The sequence below is a fragment of the Vibrio sp. Scap24 genome, assembly GCF_013394185.1.
GTDB classification, from domain to species: Bacteria; Pseudomonadota; Gammaproteobacteria; order Enterobacterales; family Vibrionaceae; genus Vibrio; species Vibrio pomeroyi.
This window is the reverse complement of sequence record NZ_CP041332.1, coordinates 572,864-596,917: the sequence shown is the minus strand read 5'-3', so window position 1 is coordinate 596,917 and position 24,054 is coordinate 572,864. Positions and strand designations below refer to the sequence as shown.

The 24,054-nt window shown below is 44.3% G+C and carries 22 protein-coding genes and 1 tRNA gene; 22 read left to right on the top strand and 1 reads right to left on the bottom strand.

The features are described 5' to 3' along the window. The first annotated feature begins 308 nt into the window (after positions 1–308). From aspS to FLM53_RS02285, 18 genes are all read left to right on the top strand, one after another. The gene (gene aspS, locus FLM53_RS02370; RefSeq protein ID WP_017630636.1) at positions 309–2,081 is read left to right on the top strand and encodes an aspartate--tRNA ligase; all 1,773 of its coding nucleotides are present in this window, start codon (positions 309–311) and stop codon (positions 2,079–2,081) included. 184 nt (positions 2,082–2,265) lie between these two features. Then, complete coding sequence (gene ruvC / locus FLM53_RS02365) at positions 2,266–2,787, top strand: crossover junction endodeoxyribonuclease RuvC (RefSeq protein WP_008219936.1); 522 nt, start codon at positions 2,266–2,268, stop codon at positions 2,785–2,787. 214 nt (positions 2,788–3,001) lie between these two features. Continuing rightward, positions 3,002–4,462, top strand: coding sequence for a methyl-accepting chemotaxis protein (locus tag FLM53_RS02360; protein ID WP_176680131.1), 1,461 nt, complete (start codon positions 3,002–3,004; stop codon positions 4,460–4,462). 92 nt (positions 4,463–4,554) lie between these two features. Then, positions 4,555–5,166 carry a Holliday junction branch migration protein RuvA gene (gene ruvA / locus FLM53_RS02355; RefSeq protein ID WP_008219934.1) on the top strand — a complete coding sequence of 204 codons (612 nt, stop codon included), beginning with the start codon at positions 4,555–4,557 and terminating at the stop codon, positions 5,164–5,166. A gap of 168 nt (positions 5,167–5,334) precedes the next feature. Beyond that, positions 5,335–6,351, top strand: a complete 1,017-nt coding sequence (ruvB, locus tag FLM53_RS02350) for a Holliday junction branch migration DNA helicase RuvB (RefSeq protein ID WP_017062078.1) — start codon at positions 5,335–5,337, stop codon at positions 6,349–6,351. Positions 6,352–6,903: 552 nt separating this feature from the next. Continuing rightward, the gene (gene cydA / locus FLM53_RS02345; protein WP_029405340.1) at positions 6,904–8,490 is read left to right on the top strand and encodes a cytochrome ubiquinol oxidase subunit I; all 1,587 of its coding nucleotides are present in this window, start codon (positions 6,904–6,906) and stop codon (positions 8,488–8,490) included. A gap of 13 nt (positions 8,491–8,503) precedes the next feature. Next, positions 8,504–9,640, top strand: coding sequence for a cytochrome d ubiquinol oxidase subunit II (cydB, locus tag FLM53_RS02340; RefSeq protein ID WP_176680130.1), 1,137 nt, complete (start codon positions 8,504–8,506; stop codon positions 9,638–9,640). Between the two features lie 31 nt (positions 9,641–9,671). Further along, positions 9,672–9,779, top strand: a complete 108-nt coding sequence (gene cydX, locus FLM53_RS02335; protein ID WP_000270284.1) for a cytochrome bd-I oxidase subunit CydX — start codon at positions 9,672–9,674, stop codon at positions 9,777–9,779. Beyond that, complete coding sequence (ybgE, locus tag FLM53_RS02330; protein ID WP_017630632.1) at positions 9,772–10,074, top strand: cyd operon protein YbgE; 303 nt, start codon at positions 9,772–9,774, stop codon at positions 10,072–10,074. The genes cydX and ybgE overlap by 8 nt, the downstream gene beginning before the upstream one ends. 192 nt (positions 10,075–10,266) lie before the next feature. Continuing rightward, positions 10,267–10,686 carry a tol-pal system-associated acyl-CoA thioesterase gene (gene ybgC / locus FLM53_RS02325; RefSeq protein ID WP_009846376.1) on the top strand — a complete coding sequence of 140 codons (420 nt, stop codon included), beginning with the start codon at positions 10,267–10,269 and terminating at the stop codon, positions 10,684–10,686. Then, complete coding sequence (tolQ, locus tag FLM53_RS02320; protein ID WP_017062073.1) at positions 10,676–11,359, top strand: protein TolQ; 684 nt, start codon at positions 10,676–10,678, stop codon at positions 11,357–11,359. The genes ybgC and tolQ overlap by 11 nt, the downstream gene beginning before the upstream one ends. A 3-nt stretch (positions 11,360–11,362) precedes the next feature. Next, positions 11,363–11,806 carry a protein TolR gene (gene tolR / locus FLM53_RS02315; RefSeq protein ID WP_017062072.1) on the top strand — a complete coding sequence of 148 codons (444 nt, stop codon included), beginning with the start codon at positions 11,363–11,365 and terminating at the stop codon, positions 11,804–11,806. Between the two features lie 13 nt (positions 11,807–11,819). After that, positions 11,820–12,884: a cell envelope integrity protein TolA gene (gene tolA / locus FLM53_RS02310; protein WP_176680129.1), complete on the top strand. Its 1,065-nt coding sequence runs from the start codon at positions 11,820–11,822 to the stop codon at positions 12,882–12,884. Between the two features lie 11 nt (positions 12,885–12,895). Beyond that, positions 12,896–14,248 (top strand): Tol-Pal system beta propeller repeat protein TolB, encoded by a 1,353-nt coding sequence (gene tolB / locus FLM53_RS02305; protein ID WP_176680128.1) that lies wholly within the window; start codon positions 12,896–12,898, stop codon positions 14,246–14,248. A gap of 111 nt (positions 14,249–14,359) precedes the next feature. Next, on the top strand, positions 14,360–14,902 hold the full coding sequence (gene pal / locus FLM53_RS02300) for a peptidoglycan-associated lipoprotein Pal (protein WP_017062069.1): 543 nt from the start codon (positions 14,360–14,362) through the stop codon (positions 14,900–14,902). Between the two features lie 33 nt (positions 14,903–14,935). Next, the gene (gene ybgF / locus FLM53_RS02295; RefSeq protein ID WP_029405341.1) at positions 14,936–15,724 is read left to right on the top strand and encodes a tol-pal system protein YbgF; all 789 of its coding nucleotides are present in this window, start codon (positions 14,936–14,938) and stop codon (positions 15,722–15,724) included. A gap of 146 nt (positions 15,725–15,870) precedes the next feature. Further along, entirely contained in the window at positions 15,871–16,932 is a 1,062-nt protein-coding gene (nadA, locus tag FLM53_RS02290; RefSeq protein WP_017062067.1) for a quinolinate synthase NadA, read from the top strand. Between the two features lie 173 nt (positions 16,933–17,105). Further along, positions 17,106–18,137 carry a potassium channel family protein gene (locus FLM53_RS02285; protein ID WP_132743010.1) on the top strand — a complete coding sequence of 344 codons (1,032 nt, stop codon included), beginning with the start codon at positions 17,106–17,108 and terminating at the stop codon, positions 18,135–18,137. Positions 18,138–18,242: 105 nt separating this feature from the next. Here the strand turns inward: FLM53_RS02285 and FLM53_RS02280 are convergent, their stop codons facing one another. Beyond that, complete coding sequence (locus FLM53_RS02280; RefSeq protein ID WP_017630625.1) at positions 18,243–18,812, bottom strand: UPF0149 family protein; 570 nt, start codon at positions 18,810–18,812, stop codon at positions 18,243–18,245. A 138-nt stretch (positions 18,813–18,950) separates the two neighbouring features. Here FLM53_RS02280 and FLM53_RS02275 point away from each other — a divergent pair, with 138 nt between their 5' ends. From FLM53_RS02275 to gltS, 4 genes are all read left to right on the top strand, one after another. After that, positions 18,951–21,530, top strand: a complete 2,580-nt coding sequence (locus FLM53_RS02275; protein WP_370779791.1) for an ATP-binding protein — start codon at positions 18,951–18,953, stop codon at positions 21,528–21,530. Positions 21,531–21,778: 248 nt separating this feature from the next. Next, complete coding sequence (locus FLM53_RS02270; protein WP_102423554.1) at positions 21,779–22,228, top strand: L-alanine exporter AlaE; 450 nt, start codon at positions 21,779–21,781, stop codon at positions 22,226–22,228. Between the two features lie 180 nt (positions 22,229–22,408). After that, positions 22,409–22,499: transfer RNA gene (locus FLM53_RS02265), tRNA-Ser, on the top strand. Between the two features lie 254 nt (positions 22,500–22,753). Continuing rightward, positions 22,754–23,968 (top strand): sodium/glutamate symporter, encoded by a 1,215-nt coding sequence (gene gltS / locus FLM53_RS02260; RefSeq protein ID WP_176680126.1) that lies wholly within the window; start codon positions 22,754–22,756, stop codon positions 23,966–23,968. Positions 23,969–24,054 lie beyond the last annotated feature (86 nt).

The window sequence follows — 24,054 nt, the reverse complement described above, 5'->3', positions numbered from 1 at the left end:
CACCGTCATTTATCACGCCATCAGACATTACAAAAAGTTTTTGGGTTGAAACGAAAATCTACTTTACGAGAGTTTTGCTGATTAAGGTACTTTCGAGATATAATTATCGCAATTTTTTCGGTTTTGATGAATCTTTGCGCACTTGATGGGCTAAAAAGCAGCAAAGCCAGATAAAACACAATAAATTCGAATGTGGAAGGTCGATTTTAACCGAGTTTCCGCGTATAAATGTTTCTTTGCTCTGTTGTGTGGAACGACCACTGACAGCTTGGAAATTAGTAAATAATTAAGAGATTGGGAAATTCATTATGCGTACCCATTACTGTGGTAACCTGAACAAGTCCCTGGCGGGACAAACTGTAGAATTGTGCGGCTGGGTAAACCGTCGCCGTGATTTAGGCGGTCTTATCTTTATTGATATGCGTGATCGTGAAGGCATCGTTCAGGTTGTTGTCGATCCAGATATGAAAGATATCTTCCCGATCGCTAACCAACTGCGTAATGAATTCTGTATCAAATTTACTGGTGAAGTACGTGTTCGTCCTGACAGCCAAGTAAATAAAGACATGGCTACTGGTGAAGTAGAGCTTTACGCGACTGGTCTAGAGATCATCAACCGTTCAGAAGCGCTTCCACTAGACTTCAACCAAACGAACTCTGAAGAGCAGCGTCTTAAGTACCGTTACATCGATCTTCGTCGTCCAGAAATGAGCGATCGTATCAAGCTTCGTGCACGCGCTTCTAGCTTCGTTCGTCGTTTCCTTGATGAGAACCTGTTCCTAGACATCGAAACGCCAGTATTAACTAAAGCGACACCAGAAGGTGCTCGTGACTACCTAGTACCAAGCCGTGTTCACAAAGGCAGCTTCTACGCGCTTCCTCAATCTCCTCAGCTGTTCAAGCAACTGCTGATGATGTCTGGTTTTGACCGTTACTATCAAATCGTTAAATGTTTCCGTGATGAAGATTTACGTGCTGACCGTCAGCCTGAATTTACTCAGATCGATATCGAAACATCGTTCATGTCTTCTCAAGAAGTACGTAACATCACTGAAAAGCTTGTTCACGATATGTGGAAAGAGCTTCTAGATGTTGAACTAGGTCAATTCCCAGTAATGCCTTTCTCTGAAGCGATTCGTCGTTTCGGTTCTGACAAGCCAGATCTACGTAACCCACTAGAGCTAGTGGACGTTGCTGACTTAGTTAAAGACGTTGAGTTCAAAGTATTCTCTGGCCCTGCTAACGACGAAAAAGGTCGTGTAGCGGTTATCCGTGTTCCAGGTGGTGCTAAGCTAACTCGTAAGCAAATCGACGGTTACGCAGAACACGTAAACATCTACGGCGCGAAAGGCCTAGCTTGGATGAAGGTTAACGACCGTGCTGCAGGCATGGAAGGTATTCAATCTCCAGTTGCTAAATTCCTAAGCGAAGACGTAATCAACGGTATTCTAGATCGCACTCAAGCTGAATCTGGCGATATCATTCTGTTCGGCGCAGACAAAGCGGGCATCGTTGCTGAAGCAATGGGCGCACTTCGTCTTAAACTAGGTACAGACCTAGAGCTAACAGACACATCTGCATGGGCTCCACTGTGGGTTGTTGACTTCCCAATGTTCGAAGAAGATGGCGAAGGTAACCTACACGCAATGCACCACCCATTCACATCGCCACTAGGTGTGAACGCGGAAGAGCTAAAAGCGAACCCAGCAGCAGCAAACTCTGATGCATACGACATGGTAATCAACGGCTACGAAGTAGGCGGCGGTTCTGTACGTATTCACAACGCAGAAATGCAAACGGCTGTATTCGGTATCCTAGGTATCGAAGCACAAGAGCAACAAGAGAAGTTCGGCTTCCTACTAGATGCTCTTCAATACGGTACTCCACCACACGCTGGTCTAGCATTCGGTCTTGACCGTCTAGCTATGCTACTTTGTGGTACAGAGAACATCCGTGACGTTATCGCATTCCCGAAAACAACAGCTGCAGCATGTCTACTAACAGACGCGCCAAGCCTAGCGAACCCAGCATCACTGGAAGAGCTAGCAATCGCAGTTAAACTAGCGAAGAAAGAAGACTAATCAAACGATTAGCCTAACTTTCTAAAGAGCTTGTTTTTTTAGAACCTAGTTTTTTAGAACCTAGCTTTTTAGAGCTTAGTTTCGCAGTAGAACAATAAAATGCCCGTTAATTTGACGGGCATTTTTTTTTGCGTTCGATATACTAAGCTCATAAAGCATGTATAAATAATCAGTATTTGAAGTTATGTCTATTATCTTAGGGATTGACCCTGGCTCACGCATTACCGGTTACGGTGTTATTCGTCAAAATGGCCGCCATCTATATTACTTAGGGAGTGGCTGCATTCGCACCTCAGAAAAAGAGTTACCGGGTCGACTCAAGCAGATCTATGCAGGTGTGAGCGAAATCATCACTCAGTTTCAACCCGATGTGTTTGCGATAGAGCAGGTCTTCATGGCGAAGAATGCGGACTCGGCGCTTAAGCTTGGTCAGGCTCGTGGCAGTGCGATCGTAGCGGCTGTAAATGCGGATTTGCCTGTTCACGAGTACGCGGCTCGTTTAATTAAGCAAGCGGTGACAGGTAATGGTGGTGCAGATAAGTCTATGGTCCAGAATATGGTGATGAGCATGCTTAAGCTGCCTGCCAAGCCACAGGCCGATGCGGCAGATGCTCTGGGCGTAGCGATCACTCACGCTAACACCAACAAAACCTTGATTGCACTGGCGGGTAAGGCGACAGGCGCAAGAAAAGGGCGTTACCGTTAATTGCCATTCTTCTGTTAGCTCCTACATACAGTATTTTAAACCAATTCTACTGATGAGCCTCACGCCCTGTTTGGCTCATATCAAAACACTACGCAGCTAAATCCTTGATGAAATGAGATCTTTCGAACACAAACCAAATAATAACATTGCGTATCATTTAACATGTTATTAACATTGGTCGGAGGTCTAACAAGTTAATCAAGGATGATCACTGATGAACCCTATAAAGCTGTGGCGTGCGCTGTTTTTACCCAAAAGTAATGGGTGGAGTAACAACGAAGTCAGACAAGCCGATATCTTATTACTCTTTACCTTTATCGCCTTCTTTGTGGGTGTCTACAGCCTAATCAAATGGACAAAGCACGAAGAGCAACTCCTGATCGCCACATCTGTGTTCCTTATCGTGTTTGAACTGATCTCCGCACTGTTCTTGCGTATCACCAATAAACCCAGCCTTGCACTCAATTTTGGTTTTGTTGGTATGGCGGTACACGCGCTGAATATCATCTACCAAAGCGGAGGTGTGGTCGCATCGACTCAGGCTTATTGGGTTCCTTTGTTAGTGGTCGCTTTTTTCTTGTCAGGAACACGCATTATCGCCTTGGTATGGAGTGGGTTAGTGATTGGCGTTTCATTGGTGATGACGTCGGCTCACCTTAACGGCTTTGAATTTCCGCAGTTAGTACTTACTCCTGAAGCGGTGGTGGTTGAAACCTGGTCTGGTGTGATTATGCCGCTGGTGGTGATTTGCATTGCTCAAGCGTTTACCGCCAAGCAAAAAGAAGTGGCAATCGAAATGGCCGAAGAAGCGATTTTAGAAAGCCAGCAGGTTGCCAATCAAGCAACTCAAAGTGAAGCGCGCTTATCGGTTGTGCTCGATCAAGCCAATTCCAACTCTGAAAGCTTACAGGGTGTGTCTGTTCATCTAGACCAACAGTCGCGAGACTTACATTCTCAAGTTGAAGTGCTGAACATCAACTGTGAATCTCAAGCGAGTGCGGCAGAACAGATGAGCCAACAATTACACCAAATGACCCAAGGTATCGAAGAGTCCAACTCATTTGTCGGTGAGCTGAAAGAACGCAGTGAAGCGGTCGGCGAGAAAGCGCAAAAGAGCTCTGAGTCATTAGAAGCTTCAACCAGTGCTATCACTCAGATCATTCAAAGTAATCAAGAGATCATGAAAGTCGCCGATTTGATTACTTCAGTAGCGGAGCAAACTAACTTGTTGGCATTAAATGCTGCGATAGAAGCGGCTCGCGCAGGTGAGCAGGGAAGAGGATTTGCGGTTGTCGCCGACCAAGTGAGGGAGCTGTCAGCAAAAAGTAGTCATTCAGCCATCGAGATCCGAAGCTTGTTGGACCGCAGTAAAGACGAAGTGGAGCATGGGCGAGCGATTATCGAAACAACGGCCAATGAAATGAACGGCATTATCTCAGAGGTGCAAACTATCTCGACTGACGTTAATCAGCTCACCAACATTATGGCGATGCAGATGAATTCTTTGAAGGAGCTCGATCTCGCGAGTTCAGAGGTGGCGCAAAGTGTCGCGGAAACTAAATCTGTTTCAGGCTTAGTGGCTAATTATGGTTCTGAACTCACAGGACATGTTACCTCTGTCAAAGAGCTGGTCGAAAGCTTAAATAACGTGGTTTCACAAGCCAAACAAGCGTAAATAAATCACCCGAATAAACACAAAGAACTGGATAAGCATCCAGTTCTTTTATATTCTGTCCCTCAAATTATATTCCACCAAGAGAGTGAATTGTGATCGGACGTCTACGCGGTACATTAATAGAAAAACAGCCACCAGAGTTATTAATTGAAGTGAGTGGCGTTGGCTATGAAGTTCAAATGCCAATGAGCTGTTTTTATGAATTACCAAACGTTGGCGAAGAGGCAATTATCTACACTCACTTTGTTGTTCGTGAAGATGCACAACTGCTTTACGGCTTCAACACAGTAAAAGAACGCGCGCTGTTCCGTGAAGTAATCAAAGCGAACGGTGTTGGTCCTAAACTTGGCCTTGGCATCCTTTCAGGTATGACGGCTAGCCAGTTTGTTCAAAGTGTTGAACGTGAAGACATTTCTACGCTAGTGAAACTTCCGGGTGTCGGCAAGAAAACGGCTGAGCGTCTTGTTGTTGAAATGAAAGACCGCCTGAAAGGGTGGGGCGCAGGTGATCTGTTTACGCCTGCAACGGATGCTGCACCGATTGACTCTATGCCAACCGTTCACGACGCTGAAGAAGAAGCGGTAAGTGCATTGCTTGCATTAGGCTATAAGCCGACTCAAGCCTCTAAGGTTGTTTCTCAAGTAGCTAAAGAAGGTATGACGAGCGAACAACTGATTCGTGATGCCTTGAAGTCGATGGTTTAATCAAAACCGACACTGAAACCGCGATGTAAGCTCAATGCTGCATCGCGTTAATCTCTAGCGAGTCCTATCTCGTTAGAATATGCTTAGTATTCAAGTGCTCCAATATTGGTGAGCGACTAAGCAAGAATTAAAGATAACAGAGTTAACACTCTTAAATTGGAACCCTCTATGATTGAAGCTGATCGCCTCATTGCTCCTGATAATCCGGTCTTTAAAGATGAAGATGTTATTGACCGCGCTATACGACCGAAAGCATTAGCCGACTATCAAGGTCAGGATCACGTTCGTGGTCAGATGGAAATCTTCATCAAAGCAGCTCAACTTCGCAATGAGGCGCTCGATCATCTGTTGATATTTGGTCCTCCAGGCTTAGGTAAAACCACCTTGGCGAACATCGTTGCCAATGAAATGGACGTTAACATTCGCACCACTTCAGGGCCTGTATTAGAGAAAGCAGGTGACTTGGCGGCATTGCTGACTAACCTTGAAGAAAATGATGTGCTGTTCATCGATGAGATCCACCGTTTAAGCCCTGTGGTTGAAGAGGTGTTGTATCCAGCGATGGAAGATTACCAACTGGACATCATGATCGGTGAAGGCCCTGCGGCACGCTCAATCAAGATCGACCTTCCACCTTTCACTCTGATTGGCGCGACGACTCGTGCTGGTTCTCTGACGTCTCCGCTGCGTGACCGTTTTGGTATTACCCAGCGTCTTGAGTACTACAAAGTTGAAGACCTGCAAAACATCGTTCAGCGCAGTGCCGATTGCTTAGGTTTATCTATGGAATCTGAAGGCGCATTGGAAGTTGCTCGTCGTGCTCGTGGCACACCTCGTATTGCTAACCGTTTACTGCGCCGTGTACGTGACTATGCGGAAGTGAAAGGGGATGGCCATATTTGTCCTGAGGTTGCCGATAAAGCGCTTAACATGTTGGATGTCGATGCTAAAGGTTTCGACTACATGGATAGAAAGCTTCTGCTCGCAATTATGGAGAAGTTTGGTGGTGGTCCAGTGGGTATCGACAACATGGCAGCCGCGATTGGTGAAGAGAGAGACACCATTGAAGATGTGTTGGAGCCTTACTTGATACAACAGGGTTATTTACAAAGAACGCCAAGAGGTCGAATAGCGACCGACAGAGCGTATTTACACTTTGGAATAGATAAACCCTCCAATCGTTAAATTATTCATTTTTAAAGATCCCAGTTGCATAAGCGCTGGGATTTTTTGCTTTTTACTGAATAACAACTCTTTGAGCGAGTCGATAAAAAGGTCGAAAAGGGCGCTTCAAAAATGGAAACTTTGATTTCAGGTTTGATTTAGGTAACAGAAAATGAAATAAGTTGTCATATTTTTTGTTAATACTTTATAGGTAGTTGTAATTTGGATGTTGAGGTGGTGATGAGCATTTGTCACAGATATCATGCGCTGTTATTAAGACAAGCATAATTGGTGTGATTTTAATCATAATTGTACAAAAATAACTCTAATTTGCTCGAATAAATTTGATACAAATCAACGCAGGGTTCTCCCATAAACCTTTTGAAACATACTGATTTTACCAGTAATATTAGCGCCAGCTATATTAGCTCATGCTTAACAATAATCTAACTATAACGGTACGTTTTTGCTACAAATTTCAATTTGTAATAACAATTACATAAATTGTTTTAACATGGATTTTTGAGGTGAATAATCACACAAGTGTCATTCAGCCGACACAAAGGAGTTACCATGATTGATGTTGTTGATCTGTCGCGATTGCAGTTTGCATTTACAGCGATGTATCACTTCCTATTTGTTCCACTGACTTTAGGTATGGCATTTCTACTTGCCATTATGGAGTCAGTTTATGTAATGACTGGCAAGCAAATTTACAAGGACATGACCAAGTTCTGGGGTAAATTGTTTGGTATTAACTTTGCTCTTGGTGTAGCAACAGGCTTAACCATGGAGTTCCAGTTTGGTACTAACTGGTCTTACTATTCTCACTATGTTGGCGACATCTTTGGTGCTCCGCTAGCTATCGAAGCGCTTGTTGCATTCTTCCTAGAGTCTACTTTTGTTGGCCTATTCTTCTTCGGTTGGGACAGACTGTCAAAGCGTCAACACTTAGCGGTAACTTGGTTAGTAGCACTTGGCTCTAACTTCTCAGCGCTTTGGATCTTGGTAGCAAACGGCTGGATGCAAAACCCAGTGGGTGCGGAATTTAACTTTGAAACCATGCGTATGGAAATGGTGAGCTTCGCTGAAGTTGTACTAAACCCAGTAGCACAAGTTAAATTCGTACACACAGTAGCGTCTGGTTACACAACGGGTGCAATGTTCATCCTTGGTATCAGCTCATACTACATTCTTAAAGGTCGTGACCTTGCCTTTGCTCGTCGCTCTTTCGCGATTGCAGCATCTTTCGGCATGGCGGCGATCCTGTCAGTAATCGTACTAGGTGATGAATCTGGTTACGAGCTTGGTGAAGTTCAAAAAGTGAAGCTCGCTGCTGTAGAAGCAGAGTGGCACACTGAAGAAGCACCAGCAGCATTTACTGTTTTTGGTATTCCAAACCAAGAGACAATGAATACTGACTACGCAATTAAAATTCCTTACGTAATGGGTATCATCGCAACACGTTCTTTCGATAAAGAAGTAACGGGCCTGCGTGACCTACGTGATGACCACGTTGATCGTATCCGCACGGGTATGTACGCGTACGAATTGCTTGAAAAGCTACGTGCAGGCGACAAGTCTGAAGAAAACATGGCTGCTTTCGACGAAGTGAAAGGTGACCTAGGTTACGGTCTACTTCTTAAGCGCTACACAGACGAAGTTGTTGATGCGACAGAAGACCAAATCCAAATGGCTGCGGATGATTCTATCCCAACAGTTTGGCCTCTATTCTGGTCATTCCGTCTGATGGTTGCTTGTGGCTTCATCATGTTGTTTGTATTCGGTGCTGCGTTTGTTCAAACGTGTCGTCAGAAGATCGAACAGAAACCATGGGTACTTAAAGCTGCGCTATTCTCAATCCCACTACCTTGGATTGCGATTGAAGCAGGTTGGTTCGTTGCTGAGTTTGGTCGTCAACCATGGGCGGTTGGTGAAATCCTACCGGTTAACGTTGCTGCATCAGCACTAACTATCGAACAGCTTTGGACTTCTCTATTCGCTATCCTGGCACTGTACACTGTGTTCTTGATTGCTGAAGTTTACCTAATGCTGAAATTCGCACGTAAAGGTCCAAGTAGCTTGAAGACAGGCCGTTACCACTTCGAACAAAACGATAACTCTGTTGAAGACAAAGTTAGCCGTTCAGTTGAAGTATAAGTGAGGGAATATTATGTTTGATTACGAAAGCTTACGACTTATTTGGTGGGTATTGATCGGTGTTCTACTGGTTGGTTTCGCCGTAACTGATGGCTTTGATATGGGTGTTGCAGCTCTGTCTCCTGTTATCGGTAAGAGCGACACTGAACGTCGTATTATGCTGAATACTATTGCCCCTCACTGGGATGGCAACCAAGTATGGCTAATCACGGCTGGTGGTGCATTGTTCGCTGCATGGCCACTGGTTTACGCGACGTCTTTCTCTGGTTTCTACTTTGCAATGTACGTGACGCTAGCAGCACTTTGGCTACGTCCACTTGCTCTTGATTACCGTTCAAAGATTGAAGAGCCTAAATGGCGTAAGGCTTGGGACTACGCACTTTGCTTTAGTGGCACAGTTCCACCAATCATCTTCGGTGTAGCATTTGGTAACCTAATGCAAGGTGTTCCATTTGACCTAAACGACCTGATGATGTCTAAGTACCACGGTACGTTCTTCGCTCTGCTAAACCCGTTTGCATTGCTATGTGGCGTGTTGGCTCTAATGTTGTTCGTGATGCAAGGTGCAACATGGCTTCAAATGAAGACAACAGAAGAACTGCACAACCGTGCACGTAACGTTGCTCAGATCACTGGCCTAATTGCTATTGCTCTGTTTGTTATTGGTGGTTTCTGGGTTCAATCTATCGAAGGCTATGTGATTACAAGCACTATCGATACGTTTGCTGATTCAAACCCACTAAACAAAGAAGTATCACTTCAAGTTGGTGCTTGGATGACAAACTTCGAAACATATCCAGCAATGTGGGCTGCGCCGATTCTTGGTGTAGTAATGCCACTGCTTGCTGTGATTGCATCTCGCTTTGAGCGTGGTGGTTTCGCATTCTTGTTCTCAAGCCTATCTAACGCTGGTGTTATTCTAACGGCTGGTTTTGCAATGTTCCCATTCGTAATGCCATCAAGCCTGAACCCTAACCATAGTTTGACTATGTGGGATTCAACAGCGAGTGAGCTAACGCTTGGTCTTATGACTGCAGTTGCGGCGGTAATGGTTCCTGTGATTCTTGGCTACACAACTTGGACATACTACAAAATGTTCGGTCGCCTAGATAAGAAACACATCGAAGATAACGACGTTTCAGCTTACTAAGCTAGAAGTGAAATAACTTAGGAGAAATTTTATGTGGTATTTCGCATGGATTTTGGGTGTACTTCTAGCATGTGCATTCGGCATCATCAATGCTCTATGGCTAGAGCATTCAGAAATGATGGACAAAGACAGTGAGTAATCTCGCAGAGCAAGTTGCTAAGCTGCATCAACCAATGGATAAGACTCTGTTAAGAGCTTTATCCCTGGTATTGGGTTTCATGCATGTTGGTTTGGTAATGTGGGATCCTGAAGCGTATGCGACGAGCATCGGTGGCTTTAACGCGATCATCGGGCCAATGTTTATCTGGGCAGTATGCTCAAGCATGGTTTACGGTATCGGATTTAAGCCAAGAGCTTGGATGTGGCAACTGCTGTTTAGCCCTTACGTTTCGCTCACAATTTTGCTCTACCTAACGGTGCTGCGCCTTATCTAAATAAGGTTGTGAATTAGGTTTATAACAAAGTAAACCTAGGTAACTGTTGGGTTTTTAGTCAAAAAGAGGTCATCTTATACAGATGGCCTTTTTTTTCGTCTCCAAACTCAAAAAATTCACTGCCATATACTATTAATGATAATGAGTTAGGTTATAGTAATCTCTTTACCGTTTTAGGGTTGTGGAATCAATTTGCAGGGATTATCTAAGCCGTTTACGTGGCCAGTAACCGTATATTACGAAGACACCGATGCCGGTGGCGTGGTGTACCATTCTAACTATCTCAAATTTTTTGAACGCGCTCGAACTGAGATGTTGCGCTCAATTGGCGTTTCTCAGCAGGTATTATTAGAACAAAACATCGGTTTTGTAGTCCGACATATGGACATAGATTTTATTCAAGGCGCACGCCTTGATGATTCTTTACAAGTCATTACAAATATTTACGAGTTGAAGCGAGCTACCTTGGTCTTCTGTCAAGAGATCGTAAATCCTGATGGCAAAGCATTGTGTAAAGCAATGGTTAAGGTAGCATGTATCGACAATCAAAAAATGAAACCAAAGGCAATGCCAACATTTATTCTTACGGAGCTAACGAATAGTGACTGCTGAAATCTCAATCTTAGGCCTAATTTTAGAAGCTAGTTTACTAGTGAAGATGGTCATGCTGACTCTTATGGGCATGTCTGTTGTGTCTTGGGCGATGATCATAAAAAGAAGTAAAGTGTTATCTCAAGCTTCTAAACAAACTGAAGTGTTTGAAGATAAGTTCTGGTCTGGTGTTGATCTGGCTAAATTGTATCAAGAGAGCAATAAGCGCAAAGATGAGCTTTCTGGTACCGAAGAGATTTTCTACGCAGGCTTCACTGAATTTGCTCGCCTTCGTAAATCAAACGCAACATCTCCTGACTTCATTATGGAAGGCACAGGCCGTGCAATGCGCGTTGCCGTAGCCCGCGAAGTAGACGAGCTAGAAACTAACTTACCTTTCTTAGCGACAGTCGGTTCTATCAGTCCTTACATCGGCCTATTTGGTACGGTTTGGGGCATCATGCACTCATTCATCGCATTAGGCGAAGTGAAGCAAGCGACACTGGCTATGGTTGCTCCTGGTATTGCAGAAGCACTTATTGCAACGGCAATGGGTCTGTTCGCCGCAATCCCGGCAGTAATGGCCTACAACCGCTTCAGCAGCCGAGTAGGAAAGCTAGAGCATAACTATGCGACTTTCTCTGAAGAGTTCCACAGCATTCTTCACCGTCAAGCGATGGCTGGCAGGGAATAATAGATGGCTGGATACCAACCTAAAAAACGCAAAATGACAGCAGAGATTAACGTTGTACCTTACATCGACGTTATGCTTGTTTTGCTGATCATTTTTATGGTGACTTCACCGTTTGTGACTCAAGGTGTCGACGTTGAATTGCCTCAGGCTTCAACGGCTAAGTCTGCACAAGATCTTTTGGGTGACGATAACGCGAGCTTTATTATCGTTGAAGTGAACAAAGACGGTGAGCTTGGTTTGAGCGTGAATGACGAAGAAGTACAACGTGGCTTATCTATGGAAGATATTATCGTCCGAGTGAAAGCTGAGTTGTCTTTGAAGCCGAATTCTCCAGTGGCGGTTGGCGGTGATGCCGCAACGCCTTACGCTGAAGTGGTTTTATTACTTGATGAATTAAGCCGTGCAGGTGTGCCAAAGGTTGGCCTTTTAACGGATATAAGGGAATAGCTCCGTAGCATTCATGAAAGCGACTAATAAAAAATCCAATAGTTTCAGAAAACCGCTTCTTATTTCACTTGGGCTGCACGTCATTCTATTCGTTGCGCTCATTTGGGGAGCGGACTTCACGATGTCAGAACCTAAGCCGACAGGGCAAATGGTTCAGGCTGTGGTGATTGACCCTCAGTTGGTTCGCCAGCAAGCTCAACAGATTCGTCAACAGCGAGAAGCTGCGAGCAAGAAAGAGCAAGAACGTCTAGACAAACTCAGACGTGAAAGTGAACGACTGGAAAAGAATCGTAAAGCGGAAGAAGAAAACATCCGTAAGCTAAAAGAGCAACAAGCGAAGGATGAAAAAGCCGCTCGAGAGGCTGAAAAACGACGTGTCGAGAACGAGAAGAAGCGCAAAGCTGAAGAAGCGCGTTTACAACAAGAGCAAAAGAAAGCCGCTAAAGCAGAAGCTGACCGCAAGTTGAAAGAAGCGGCGTTGGTAAAAGCTGAAAATGAGCGTAAAGCCAAAGAAGCTGCTATTGCGAAAGCTGAACAAGAACGCGTGGCAAAAGAAAAAGCCGCGCAAGAAGCTGCTGAAAAAGCGCGTAAAGAAAAAGAGGCCGCTGAGCGAGCTGAGAAGCAACGTATAGCGAAAGAGAAAGAAGCCGCAGCTGCAGCAGAGAAAGCCCGTAAGGCAAAAGAAGCGGCAGCGAGAGCGGAAAAAGAGCGCAAACAACAAGAAGCAGCATTGAACGATATCTTTGCTGGCCTTGAAACTGAAGCGACTCAAAACTCTTCGGCAAGACAACAATTTATTAGTGATGAAGCACAGCGTTACGGTGAAATCTACAAACAAATGATACAAGGTAATTTACGTGTTGAAGATAGCTTCTCAGGTAAATCATGTAGAGTTAATTTACGTCTACTTGCTACAGGTTCAAATGCTATCGTTAAAAGCGTAAGTGTTTTGAGTGGAGATAGTCGCCTTTGTGAAGCAAGTAAACGCGCAGTTGCTCAAACGGGAACATTTCCATTACCGTCTGATCCTGCAATCGTTGATAAACTGAAAGACATCAATTTAACCGTTGAGCTATAAAGGAATGTAGTGTGTTTAAAAAACTATTATTTACTCTGAGTATATTACTGTTTAGCGGTGTTCAAGTCGCAAATGCAGCTCTAGAGCTTGTCATTACAGACGGTATTAACTCTGCACGACCTATCGCTATTGTACCTTTCCGCTGGGAAGGCGCAGAGCCGCTACCACACGATGTATCAGCAGTTATCGCTTCTGACTTACAACGTAGTGGTAAATTCAGCCCAGTTGCGACAAGCAAAATGCCTCAAACGCCTTACAGCGAAACTGAGGTTAACTTTGATGCTTGGACTAACCTAGGTGTTGATTCATTGCTTACCGGTAGCATCACTAAAAATGCCGAAGGGCAGTATGTGGTGAATTACCAATTGATCGACATTGTTCGTGGTCAACTGACCAAAGGACAAAGCCGTGCACTGAGTGATGAAGGCCAATTAGTGCTTTCTAAAGACCACGTGTTGTTCAACAAGAAGGCTACAGTTCCTGGAAAGCGCTTGAGAGAGTACGCACACCGTATCTCAGATCTAGTGTATGAAGAGCTAACTGGTGAGAAAGGCGCGTTCTTAACTCGCATCTCTTACGTGGTAGTGAACGATAAAGATAAGTACCCGTACCAGCTTCGTGTTGCTGATTACGATGGCTTTAACGAGCGTTTAGTACTTCGTTCTAAGCAGCCTCTTATGTCACCTGCATGGTCACCTGACGGTAAAAAACTGGCTTATGTGAGCTTCCAGAATGGCCAAGCTGAAATATTCATCATGAATATTTACACCGGTGAACGTGAGAAAGTGACGTCATACCCTCGTCACAATGGTGCGCCAAGATTCTCGCCAGATGGTAAAACATTGGCATTGGTATTGTCGAAAACGGGCAGCCTTCAGGTGTACACACTTGACCTTGCTAGCCGTAAGCTGACTCAAATTACCCGCGGCCGTTCGAATAATACTGAACCATTCTGGCACCCAGATGGCAAGTCTCTAATTTTCACATCGGATCGTGGTGGTAAACCACAGATTTATAATGTAAATTTGTCAAATAATTCGACTTCTCGTATTACTTGGCAAGGTAGCCAAAACTTAGGTGGCCAGATCACACCTGACGGACGATTCCTAATCATGGTTAATCGCAGCAACTCAGGTTTTAACTTGGCTAAGCAAGATTTGGAAACAGGTGCGGTTCAGGTACTAACAAAAACACTGTTAGATGAATCCCCAAGTATTGCACCGAATGGAGGTATGGTTATCTATAGCTCTATTTACAACAAGACAAATGTACTATCGATGGTTTCTATCGATGGCCGTTTCAAAGCTAGATTACCGGCAACCAACGGACGTGTAAGAGCGCCTGCATGGTCACCGTTCCTCTAGTTTAAGTGATACATTCTATTAGCTATTGATAGTGTTAACTATTGTGGCGTTTAACTATCTATAGCACTTAGTCGCTGTAGAAACTAAGTTTGATAACGTAAGGAAAAAAAGATGCAACTTAACAAAGTTCTTAAAGGCTTGATGATTGCACTACCAGTGATGGCAGTAACGGCATGTAGCTCAACTGATGAAGCAACATCTGCAACATCTGGTACTGAAAGCAACCAAACAACTTCAGGTTCAGAAGGCAACGTAGACACAACTGTTGTAACGCCAATTGACGCTAACGGTCAACTGTCTGAGCAAGAGCTTAAAGAGCAAGCGCTACGTGAAACTCAAACAATCTACTTCGCATTCGATAACTCTACTATCGCTGGCGATTACGAAGAAATGCTAGCAGCTCACGCAGCTTACCTAGTTAAGAACGTTGACATGAACGTTACTATCGAAGGTCACGCTGATGAGCGCGGTACTCCTGAGTACAACATCGCACTTGGCGAGCGTCGTGCACAAGCTGTAGCGAAATACCTACAAGCTCTAGGTGTTCAAGCAGACCAAATCTCTATCGTAAGCTACGGTGAAGAGAAGCCACTTCTTCTAGGTCAATCTGAAGATGTGTACGCTAAAAACCGTCGCGCAGTACTAGTTTACTAATTTTAGTAGGCTATATAATTGAGGAATTGCCTCATGTTCAGTAACACAAAGCGAGTCATTTTGCTTTCGTTACTGGCAAGTGCAGCGAACACCGCGTTCGCTGCACCAGCTCCAGTATCCGATCTCAATAGCACCGCAACCAATTCATCATCTTCCTCTCGAGCAGCGTCTGCATCTAACGAATCAGATATTGAGCGTTTAGAACGCCTGCTTCAAAATCGCAACCTTGTTCAGCTTCAAATGCAACAGCAAATCGACGACATGGCACTGGAGATCAGTGAACTTCGTGGTGAGCTGGAACGAAACAGCTACGATATGAAGCAAATGCTAGAGCGCCAACGTGAACTGTTCATTGAACTGGATCGTGTAAGAGGTGAGGTGAAAGCAGCAGGAACCGCAACGGTAGCAGTGGCAGCGAGTGAAGGCTCTAAAGATGCTTCTGGTACGTTCAGTACTGATGTCGATGAGCAAACCGCTTATCAAAATGCTGTAGATATGATTCTAAAGCAACGAGACTACACGGGTGCGATTGCCGCATTCCAAAAGTTTCAAAAAGACTTCCCAGATTCAACCTTCACACCTAACTCACATTACTGGTTAGGTCAGCTTTATTTCGCTAAGAAGCAAGATAAAGAAGCCGTGAAGAGCTTTGCCGCTGTTGTGTCGTACAAAGACTCAAACAAGCGAGCAGATGCACTGGTTAAGCTTGGTGACATAGCTGCGCGCAACAACAACGCGACGCAAGCTAAGAAATATTACCAACAAGTCGTGACCGAGTACCCAAATAGTGCTTCGGCAAAAGTGGCGAAAACCCACTTATAAAACAAAATAGGGGTGCTTAGGCGCCTCTTTTTTATACCCTCTTTAATACTTATCCGTACTTGCTTACAACCAATCCTTTTTGATCCCAATCGCTGTCCTGTGTAGAATACTCGGATTCTCGGAAGAAGTTGCGTAGAGCAAGAGCAATGAGTCATATACTAGATAAAATCGATACAGTTTACCCGTTTCCGCCTAAGCCAGTTCCATTGAGCGACGCTCAGAAACAGGCCCACATCGCAAACATCAAAAAACTACTTCAAGAAAAAGATGCAGTTCTAATTGCACACTACTACACAGATCCTGAAATTCAGGCTCTGGCAGAAGAAACTGGTGGTTTCGTTGGCGATTCATTAGAAATGGCTAAATTCGGTAACCGTCACTCAGCAAGCACTTTGATCATCGCAGGTGTTCGTTTCATGGGTGAGTCTGCAAAGATTCTTACTCCTGAAAAACGCATTCTAATGCCAACACTTGAAGCTGAATGTTCACTTGACCTTGGTTGTCCTGCTGATAAATTCACAGAATTTTGTGATGCTCACCCTGACCACACAGTGGTTGTATACGCGAACACCTCTGCGGCTGTTAAAGCTCGTGCAGACTGGGTGGTTACGTCGAGTATCGCTTTAGAAATCGTTGAAAGCCTAGACGCAGAAGGCAAACCAATTATTTGGGGCCCAGACCGTCACCTAGGTTCTTACATTGCAAATCAAACCGGCGCTGACATGTTGCTTTGGCAAGGTGAGTGTATCGTTCATGACGAGTTCTCAGCTGATGCTCTGAAGAAAATGAAATCGGTATACCCAGAAGCGGCTATTTTGGTTCACCCAGAATCACCAGCAAGTGTGGTTGAACTGGCTGACGCTGTAGGTTCAACAAGCCAACTGATTAAGAAGGCGAAAGAGCTTCCTCATCCACAGATGATTGTTGCGACTGACAAAGGTATCTTCTTCAAGATGCAGCAATTGGTTCCTGAAAAAGAACTGATTGAAGCGCCAACAGCTGGTGCTGGTGCAACTTGTCGTAGCTGTGCACACTGTCCTTGGATGGCGATGAACGGCCTTGAAGCGATTGAAAATGCGCTTGAGAACGGTGGTGAGCAACACGAGATCTTCGTTTCTGACGAACTACGTGTGAAGTCTCTTATCCCACTGAACCGCATGCTAGATTTTGCTGAGCAGTTAAATGTGCAGGTAAAAGGTAACGCGTAAGCCGTTCTTTTATCTAACCAACGAAAACCAGCCAATAGTGCTGGTTTTTTTGTGCCTAAAGATAGGTCGCTACTATCAATCTTGTGGTCATGTATCTTTTTCTGATGATACATCTTGTTGATATCAGGTATTTTTTCTAGCATGTAAGTAAGATCGAAGGATTTGAGGCTCGAATGATAATCTGGTTACAACTCAAACGTTGGGTCAAAGCAAATATCTTTGTTTTGAATGGAAAAAACTTACTGTTCACCTTCTTAGGCTACGTATTTCTGTCGTGGTCGAGTTTGTATTTAGCGGGTGAAACAGCGCTAACCAGCTCGTTTACCACGTTCGCTTACTACCTAGTCGTGACTGCGTCTACGGTGGGTTACGGTGATTTATCGCCCACAACAGAAGCCGGGCAGTGGATCGTTATACTGTTTGTGATTCCGGGTGGACTGAGTCTTTTCGCGGCCTTGCTTGGTAAGGTAGCGACAGAAGGTGTTGAATATTGGCGAGCGGGCTTGCTAGGAAAAAGGAGAGTTAGAGTGGACAACCACATTTTGATGCTTGGATGGAATGAGCAAAGAACCATTCACCTCATTCGCATGTTGCAGCATGAAGAAACGGGCAAGCGACCAATCGTGTTATGTACTCGTTCAGATATCGAGAACCCGTTACCCGGCGAAATCAATTTCGTTAAAGTGAACAGCTACACAGATGGCAAAGAGATGGAAAAAACAGGCATCGAGTCTGCCAGTTGTATTCTTATTGATAACCCAGAAGACGACATTACGTTATCTGCAGCGCTTTACTGTGCAAACCGTAACCCTAAAGCTCATCTTCTTGTTTACTTTAAAGACGAAGCATTGAGCGATTTGCTACATAAGCATTGTCCTAACTCAGAATGTATTCCAGCGGTGGGTGCAGAAATGTTGGCTAAGGCTGCGGTTGACCCGGGTTCAAGTGCGCTTCACCAAGAGTTATTGAGCTCAACAAGGGGCATGACACAGTATTCGACCTATTACCCAGAGAATTCTGAGCCAGTGACGGTTGCGCCGATTTTCTCTGTGTTTAAAGAGAAGTATCAAGCCACTTTGATTGCGATTGATACGGGAAGTGGTATTGAACTTAACCCGGAACTGGACCAAGTTGTCAGCAGCGGTACTAAGTTGTTCTACATTGCTGATGAACGGATTGATCATTTTGATTGGAAAGGCTTTTAAATCAGCCGAATACCTTCAGAATTAAAAAAGGCCTCGTTAGAGGCCTTTTTGTTATCGTTTGTTCGAGTTAAGCAGTGAGCTTAATTTTTGCAGAGCTTGTTGAGATTATTGAGCTTCTGCTAATGCGATGCCACGCTGCGTTAGACCGCAAAGCATCACAGGGACCGCGTTAAAGATCTCTTCGAACTGCTCTAGACCTTCAATACCTTGCTCAGCAAGTGTTGCGATTGAAGTTTCTGGATCGTAAAGCATGCTCAGTGAAAGCAGTACGCCGCCAACTAATGCATTGTCTTCGCTGTCTTCAGGCATCAGTGTTTCCCAATCATCACGGGCAACCTGCCAGCCTTGAAGCAAACCTTCACAAAAATCGCGAGCCGCTGTGTTAACGACTTCTTCATCATCCAATTGACAAGCTTCAGGCCAAACCCAAGTGCCTTCGATCAGTTCTGGACGTGTCTTATTCCAAAGCGCGATGATAACTTCAATGTAGCTTTCAAGTTGCTCACCATCAGTAAAAGGAGCGACTTCCTCGCCACCCCAAAGGAACGGTAGCCACTCATGCGGGGTTAACACATTAGGTGCCGCTGCCATTGCAGTGACAAATCCGATGGTTTTGTGTTCTGTGATTAGCTTTCCTTCCAACTCTGGAAGCGCAAGAATATCTTGTAAAGTCAAAGTGAGGTACCGTAAAAGGGAACATATTTGCGCTTATAGTACCAATGAACTTGTGCCAATCAAGCTTCAATCTAAAAAGCCTTGATGTCATGGATGATAAACACTAGTTTTAACAGAAAAGAAAACAATAAAAGAATTATGCAGATACGGTCGTCTCTTAAGAAAAAAAGCATGGTAGCACTTGGGCTTTACCTTGCTATGTTTATTGCCATTGTCGGTAGTGTGACGTATTACGTCGTAGAATCCCCCGTGCGCGCCAAATTACAGCAAAACCTCGACTTGCGTACGCAACTGTTATCCGCATTGATTACAGAGCCACTCAGCAGCTCTCAAGGCTTTGTTGATAGTTTAGTTGGTTTTGCTCAGGCACATCGTAAAGGTGAAGATGTCATCCCGCTATTCAAGTCGATGTTAGCCGCGAGCGATGACACAATCGTGAGTGCTGGTATTTGGCCAGAACCTTATGCGCTGGATTCCGACAAGCTCTTAAACAGTTATTTTTTCAACAAAGCTGACGATGGCACGATTGACCAGCTGTTCTCTTACAACAATCCTAAAAATGCCCCTTATCATGAAGAGTATTGGTATACCTCGGTTGTAGACAAGCCGCAGGGAACCATCTCTTGGAGCGATGTCTATATCGATCCCTATACACACGTTCGAATGATTACGGCTTCGTCACCTTATTACTATGACGGCATCTTTGCTGGTATTGCGACGGTGGATCTCTCACTCGAAGAGTTGTTGGGTTTCATTAAAAACCACGCAGAAGAGTACAACCTTGGTATCACCCTCAGAGATAAACTCAACCAGGTCTTGGTTTCGCATAACTTCAATCTCGTTGAAGGGATCTACATCAGTAGCAATCAATTTGGTGAGTTTGGCTGGCAAGTGGATGTGGTTAACTCAAAATCACGTGTAGCAGATGAAGTGTTTCGTCAGGTCATGAGTATTGAGGGCGGTATTGTTCCGCTGTTACTACTGTGTGTCATGGCAGGTTATTACTTGCTGAACCGCTATTTGATTAGCCCAATTACCAACATTGCCGCTAAGGTCGGCGGTTCTAAAGCGGGAGAGATCATCGATGTTGAATATTCAAGTGAAGATGAAATTGGTCACTTGATTAAAACCTTCAACGAGAAGACCATCTACCTCGAGGCGGAAAAGGTTAAAGCTCAGGCATCAACCAATGCTAAAACGGCTTTCCTCGCGACCCTGTCACATGAGATCCGAACGCCGATGAATGGCGTATTGGGTACAGCTCAGATCCTATTGAAAACGCCTTTAAATTCGGAACAAGAGAAGCACCTGAAGAGTTTGTATGAGTCGGGCGATCATATGATGACACTGCTCAATGAGATCTTGGATTTCTCGAAGATCGAGCAGGGCAGGTTGGATCTCGATGAAACTCGATTCCCTCTGGATTCGATCATCGGCAGTATTAATAGTGTCTACTACACCTTATCTTCTGAAAAAGGCCTCCAATTCAAAGTGTACTCTGAAGTGCCTTCAGGTCGTTGGTACTTCTCGGATAAAGCACGCCTACGCCAAATCTTGTTTAATCTATTGAATAACGCTGTGAAGTTCACTTCTAGAGGCTTTGTTGAGGTGTACTTTAAAGAAATCGTTGAGGGCAGCGACACCTACCTGAGTATTCGAGTTCGTGACACTGGTATCGGTATTTCTAAAGAAGCGCAAAAGCGTATTTTCAAACCTTTCGAACAAGCAGAGTCGTCGACCACAAGACGTTTTGGTGGTACTGGCCTTGGTTTAGCGATTGTGAAGAAGATTGCCCAGCTCATGGATGGCAGTATTACCGTCACCAGCGAGGAGGGCATAGGCACAAGCTTTGATGTTCGATTGAAGATTCAACCGTGTCAGCCGGGTGAGATAGAGAGCTTACCTCACAAGAAATTAGATTACTCCGGCTTGAAAGTTCTGATTGTTGAGGATAACCGAACCAATACCGTCATTATCGAAACCTTCATGAGCAGTAAAGGCTTCACATGTAAAAGCGTAGAAAACGGTGAGCTTGCTATCCAAGCCGTTGTTGCTGAGCATTTTGATTTGGTGTTGATGGATAACCACATGCCAGTGATGGACGGTGTGGAATCAACCACTGCGATTCGCGCTTTAATTGGCGATGTTTCATCCGTCTTAATATTTGGTTGTACTGCTGATGTGTTTAAAGAGACTCGCGAGCGTATGCTTGGTGCGGGTGTGGACTACATTATTGCAAAACCAATCGATGAGCGAGAGCTAGACGATGCTTTATTCCGTTATTCGAATAAGCTTTACCAGTTCCACGAGGAAGAGAGTAATGATGAACAGAGCGATAGTGCCGACTATATCGATGATCAAGCTATTGATGAAAGAGCAAGTCGTGAAACAGAAAACCATGAGCTAGCAAGCAATAACGCTAATGCTCAAAAAACACACCTTCATGGGCAAAAGAGTCAAAGTCGCTCGCTGCCTAAACCTGACCTGCGAAACAAAGACAATACTGAAGAGTTGTTGGTGACACTTTACGTGGCACTTGAAGACAACAATCTCGAGTTGATTCAATTTGCCTTAGAGAGCTTGCGTGTTCATGTCAAACCTATGAACAATGCTGAACTGACCTACCAAGTGGATAAGGCTTTAGAGCAGGTTTCTCAGGGCGCCCCTCCTACTCAAGATGTTATTAATATCATTACTGTCAATCTGCCTATGGCCTAGTTGTTGTTTAATTACAGAAAGTAAACAACGAATTGTCCATTATTTGACCTTGATGTGATTTCTTGGTGGAAGTGACTGCTTTTTAAGTGGTTTTTGGTTGTTAATTTACAACTTGATTTTGAATTTGGAATGTATGACTACCTATCTTGTGATTTAATAGCGACATTATCTGGTAGGGTGCGAAAACACCTTGTTTATATGTTACTAAATCACTAAATAGGTAGTGATATATTTTAGGTTTGGCATCAATGAAGTCTCGTGGTCCATTTTGTATCCGTAACGCAGCGGCGGATACATTTGCTATGGTAGTTTTCTGTTTTATCTCTGGCATGATCGTAGAAGTGTTTATCTCTGGAATGACGTTTGAGCAATCTCTTGCTTCACGAACGTTATCTATTCCGGTAAACATAGCTATCGCATGGCCTTATGGTGTCTTTCGTGATTGGTTCTTGCGCAATGGTGCAAAACTTTCACAAAGTTCGTTGATGAAGAACTTGTCTGATCTTATGGCTTACGTGTTATTCCAATCACCTGTGTATGCGGGTATTTTGTTGGCGGTGGGCGCTTCAAGCGATCAGATCGTGACCGCGGTAACCAGTAATGCCGTTATCTCATGTGGTATGGGCGTACTTTACGGTTATTTCTTAGACATGTGCCGCAAATGGTTTAGAGTTCCAGGCTACTATCAACAAGCTTAAGAAAAGCAACAAGCTTAAGTGTAGCGATAGAATAAAATTTGGTTTGTTTTTGATCTAATGAGTTAATTTGTAATCGAACAAGCTGAAAAAGGCACTTTTTTTGAGAATGCCCCTTGACCAAAGCAAGCAGAATCAATAAAGTAGCGCCTCGTTGAGTGACAAGCTCAACACATAATTTGTGGAAGGATGGCTGAGTGGCTTAAGGCGCTCGCCTGGAAAGCGAGTATACGTTTATAGCGTATCTGGGGTTCAAATCCCCATCCTTCCACCACTATTCAAAACCCTAGCAGAAATGCTGGGGTTTTCTCGTTTTAGAGCCCCTATATTCCGCACTACCTTCAGGCTTCCCTAATATGACTTTCTTTAATCATTCCTGAGTAGTTATTTCTTCTATTTATACTGACGTAAATTGATCCATATTAGCCGTTTTTGTCACCGATAAATGCTTGATTTTTTGGCCTAGATCTTGATTATTAAGGGTAAGCAACATTATGAATAATCTCAACACTAGGAACTTATTACCTCATGACAGAAACCCTCGTTTCTCCAATGCTCTCCTTTACCATCGCGATCTCTTTACTGTTTATCGGTAAAGGTCTGATCGAGCGATCGGAAGTATTAAGGAAGTACTCACTGCCAGAGCCGGTTATTGGCGGCTTCGTTTGTGCTGCAACCGTAGCAGCGCTTTACTATCTGTTTGAAATTCAGATTACTTTTAGCCTAGATGTCAGAGATTTTTTGCTTCTTTACTTTTTTGCTGGCATCGGACTTCAAGCGGATATTAAAACGCTGATAAAAGGTGGGCGACCGCTGTTCATCTTGTTATGTCTTGCTGCTGTTTTTATCGTGTTGCAAAACGTGGTTGGTATGGCTGTCGCGTCAGGCTTTGGAATGGATGCGAAAGCGGGTTTGCTCTCGGGTTCTGTAAGTTTGATTGGCGGCGTTGGTACTACGTTGGCGTGGGCACCGATGTTCGTGGAAGAGTTTGGTATTGCTAACGCGCTAGAACTTGGTGTGGCTTCGAACACGGTTGGTTTGATAGCGGCGTGTGTCATTGGTGGTCCGATTGCCAATTACCTTCTCAATAAACACAAGGTCAGCCCATCTAATGAAGAAGAGGTGACGGTTGGTGCATACCAAGAGAGTGAGACCAAAACAGAGCTAAGCCACTACGGTGTTTTGTGGGCATGGTTGATTCTTAACTTAACATTGATGCTGGGTTACAGCTTGAGTGAAGTTATCGACTCAATGGGTTTGAAACTGCCGTTATTCGTTAGCTGTTTAATCGCAGGTATCCTAATCGGTAACGTTGGACGTGCATTGTTCAAGAAGCGCCGTACACAAGAGAAAATTGCACAAGGTCGTAAAGGCTTAGCAATGATCTCTGACATCTGCTTGGGCATGTTCTTGACCATGGCATTGATGGGGCTACGTATTTGGGATCTTGATGGTCTGTTTGGCTACATCTCAGTGGTCATGAGTATCCAGATTCTACTTTCACTGCTGTTTACCATCTTTGTCGTTTATTACTTGATGGGAAGAAACTACGACTCAGTGGTGATATGTTCAGGCTTCGGAGGTATCACTCTGGGGTCAACAGCCACTGCGATCGTAAACATGACTGCGGTTACACATCGCTATGGTGCAAGCCCACAAGCATTTATCGTGGTGCCATTAGTGTGTGGTTTCTTTGTCGATTTGATTAACGCGTTGGTGATCAGCTTCTTTGTTGGTATGTAGCACTAATCAAAAGCTATTTTCTTAAACTTAAAAGCCTAGCGATGATGCTAGGCTTAATTATATGGTCCGCCTCACTCTCAAGCCCT